This window comes from Pseudomonas sp. NPDC089534, assembly GCF_044749305.1.
In the GTDB taxonomy this organism is placed as follows: domain Bacteria; phylum Pseudomonadota; class Gammaproteobacteria; order Pseudomonadales; family Pseudomonadaceae; genus Aquipseudomonas; species Aquipseudomonas ekonensis.
The window spans coordinates 27,637-31,137 of the sequence record NZ_JBIVHR010000064.1; the positions used below are offsets into that span (position 1 = coordinate 27,637).

2 protein-coding genes are annotated in these 3,501 nt (G+C 67.2%); one reads left to right on the plus strand and one right to left on the minus strand.

Translation table 11 applies throughout. The features are described from left to right. Positions 1–97: 97 nt before the first annotated feature. Positions 98–655, minus strand: coding sequence for a cysteine hydrolase family protein (locus tag ACIP0B_RS19235; protein WP_400835072.1), 558 nt, complete (start codon positions 653–655; stop codon positions 98–100). Between the two features lie 188 nt (positions 656–843). Between ACIP0B_RS19235 and ACIP0B_RS19240 the strand changes: the two genes are divergently transcribed. Further along, a complete protein-coding gene (locus ACIP0B_RS19240; protein WP_400835075.1) occupies positions 844–3,294 on the plus strand; it encodes a penicillin acylase family protein in 2,451 nt (816 codons plus the stop codon). Positions 3,295–3,501 lie beyond the last annotated feature (207 nt).

Below are 3,501 nucleotides of genomic sequence, written 5' to 3' on the forward strand. Positions count from 1 at the left end.
CACCTGTTCTGCAGTGACCGCAAACACTGCATTCAGCCGAGATTCCTGTGGGAGCTGGCTTGCCAGCGAAAGCGTCAGCCCATTCACCGCCGCCCCCTCAGACCGCCGCCAGAATCTCTCCACTGCCGGCCACCGTCGCATACTCGCCGTGCAGGTTCCCCAGCGACATCGCATGCACATCCTCGGCCGAACGCAACGCACCGAAGAAATCGGCCTTGTCGAATGTGAAGCACGCATCCTCCGCCACCCAGGCCTCGAACCCCAGGTTCCCCGCCGTGCGCGCCGTGGCCTCCACGGAATTGTGGGTCGCCACGCCGACGATGACCAACTGAGCGATCCCCGCCCCACGCAATTTCGCCTCAAGCCCCGTCGCACAGAACGCATCCGGCACCTGCTTCTGGATCAGACGCTCGCCGTCCTGCGGTGCGAAGCGTTCCTGAAACTCCACCCCCGATTGCCCGGGCCAGAACACCGACTCCGGTGAACGGGACAAATGCTGGACATGGATCACCGGCCGCCCGCTGCGGCGCCACATCCCCAGCAGGTCGAGGATCCGCGCCTCGGCCTGCGGATTGTTCCGCCGCCCCAGGCGTGGATGCAGGATGCCTTTCTGCTGGTCAATGATGATCAGGGCGGCGTTGGCCTGAAGTTCCATGGCGGTGTTTCCTTCGAAAGGTCAGTTGATCGACCACTTCAACATCTCCGTTCGCTGCGGGGCAAGCACCCCGTTTCGTCGCACGCACCGGCCCCGCCCGGAAATAACTGTGCCCCCCGCTTGCGCGGCCCCTTCCCGCTCACTAACGTAGCGCCTTTACTGACGCTACCCCCCGCAGGAGCCTTGCCATGGCCTCGCCAGCCCTCACACAATTTCTTCCCCGGTTCGGCGTTGCCGCAGCAGTGGCCGGTGTCTTGAGCCTGGCCGGTTGCCAGACCTGGAACGCTCAGGATTCGCTCCCGCCCGTCTCCGGCGTGCAGCCGCTCAAGGGCCTGGCGCAGAACGTCTCGGTGCGGCGCAACGCCATGGGCATGCCGCTGATCGAGAGCAACAGCTTCCACGATGCGCTTTTCACCCTCGGCTACGTCCACGCCGGCGACCGGATCAACCAAATGGTCACCCTGCGCCTGCTGGCCCAGGGCCGTCTGGCGGAGATGTCCGGCCCGTCCCTGCTCGATGCCGACCGCTACATGCGCGCGGTCAACCTGAAGAAAAGCGCCGACGAACTGTACAAGGCCTCGTCGCCGCGGCTCAAGCGCTTCTTCGAGGTCTATGCGCGGGGCGTCAACGCTTACCTGTTCCGCTACGCCGACAAGTTGCCGGGGGATCTGGCCGCCAGCGGCTACAAGCCGGAATACTGGAAGCCTGAGGATTCGGCGCTGATCTTCTGCCTGCTGAACTTCAGCCAGTCGGCCAACCTGCCCGAAGAAATCGCCTCGCTGGTGCTCGCGCAGACCGTCACCACCGACAAGCTCGCCTGGCTGACCCCGTCGGCCCCCGACGAGAACCTGCCGCTGGCCGAGGCCGACAAGCTGCAAGGCATCAAACTCAACGGGCAGATCCCGGGCCTGAGCGAACTGAGCGGCGCCAGCCAGCAGTTGGCGGCGCTGAACCTGCTCGGCGCCACCTCGTCGAACAACTGGGCCATCGCCCCGCAACGCAGCCGCAGCGGCAAGAGCCTGCTGGCCAGCGACAGCCACGGCCCGCTCGCCGCTCCGTCGCTGTGGAGCTTCGTGCAGATCCGCGCGCCGAAGTACCAGGCCGCCGGGGTCACGGTGGCCGGCCTGCCGATGGTGCTCGGCGGCTTCAACGGCAAGGTGGCCTGGAGCATGACCGGCGTGCAGGGCGACAACCAGGATCTGTTCCTGGAGAAGATCCGCCGTCAGGGCAGCAGCCTGACCTACGAGGTCAACGGCAAGTGGCAGCCGTTGGCGGTGCGCCAGGAAACCTATTTCGTCAAAGGCCAGCGGCCGATCCGTGAAGCGGTGTACGAAACCCGCCACGGTGCGCTGCTCAACAGCGCCCAGGCCGCGGCCCAAGGCTCGGGGTTCGGGCTCGCGCTGCAAGTGCCGAGCTTCACCGACGACAAATCCCTCGATGCGCTGTTCGACCTGAGCCGCGCCCAGAACACCGAACGCGCCTCGGACGCCAGCCGGGAAATCCGCGCCATCGGCCTGAACCTAGTGTTCGCCGACGCCAGCGACATCGGCTGGCAGGTGACCGGGCGCTTCCCGAACCGCCGCGAAGGCGAAGGGCTGCTGCCGTCGCCGGGCTGGGAAGGCCGCTACGACTGGGACGGCTACGCCGACCCGATGCTGCACCCCTACGATCAGGCCCCGGCCCAGGGCTGGCTCGGCACCGCCAACCAGCGGGTCATCCCCCATGGCTACGGCATGCAGCTGTCCAACTCCTGGGCCGCGCCGGAACGCGGCGAGCGCCTGGCCGAACTGGCCGGCAGCGGCAAGCATGACAGCCGCAGCGTGATCGCCATGCAGTACGACCAGACCACCCTGTTCGCCGCCAAACTGAAGAAGATGTTCGAGGCGCCGGGCATGGCCCAGCCGCTCAAACAGGCGATCGAAGCCCTGCCGGACGCCGACCGCGCCAAGGCCCGCGAGGCCTACACGCGCCTGATGGCGTTCGACGGCAAGCTCAGCCCGACCTCCGCCGATGCGGCGATCTACGAGCTGTTCCTGCAGGAAAGCATGAAGCAGATCTTCCTCGACGAACTGGGCCCGCAGGGCAGCCCGGCGTGGAAAGCCTTCATCGCCAACGGCGACCTCTCCTACGCCGCCCAGGCCGACCACTTGCTGGGCCGCGAGGACAGCCCGTTCTGGGACGATGCCCGCACCCCGCAGAAGGAAGACAAACCGGCGATCCTGGCCCGCAGCCTGGCTGCGGCGATCAGCGCCGGCGACAGCCAACTGGGCGGCGACCGCAGAGCCTGGCAGTGGGGCAAGCTGCACCGCTACGAGTGGAAAAACGCCAACGGCCAGACGGTCCGCGGCCCGCTCGCCGCCGGCGGCGACCACACCACGCTCAACCTGGCGGCCTTCGCCTGGGGCCAGGACTTCGCCGTCAGCCGCGCGCCGTCGATGCGCTTCATCGTCGATTTCGGCCAGAGCGAACCGCTGATGGCCCAGAACGGCACCGGACAGTCCGGCAACCCGGCCAGCCCGAACTACCTGAACGGGATCGATGCGTGGCTGAAGGGGCAGTACATCGGCCTGCCGATGCAGCCGCAGAACTTCGACCGCGTATACGGCAAAGCCCGCCTGACCCTCACCCCAGGCAAGTGAACGCCGCCCGCCGCCGCATCAGACCGGCGGCGGGCACGTCCCCTGCAGGCGCCAGCCTGCTGGCGATGGCGGACGGTCTGGTCCATCGGGGCCGGATGTGCCGCCGTCATCGCAAGCAAGCTTGCTCCCACAGGGTTATGCAGTGACCTCAGATTCTGCATCCACCCAAATTCCCTGGTGGGAGCCAGCCTGCTGGCGATGGCGGAC

Bases quoted from the DNA above. Each gene is read 5' to 3' on its own strand.
- ACIP0B_RS19235 (WP_400835072.1), bottom strand. From the start codon at position 655: ATGGAACTTCAGGCCAACGCCGCCCTGATCATCATTGACCAGCAGAAA.
- ACIP0B_RS19240 (WP_400835075.1), top strand. From the start codon at position 844: ATGGCCTCGCCAGCCCTCACACAATTTCTTCCCCGGTTCGGCGTTGCC.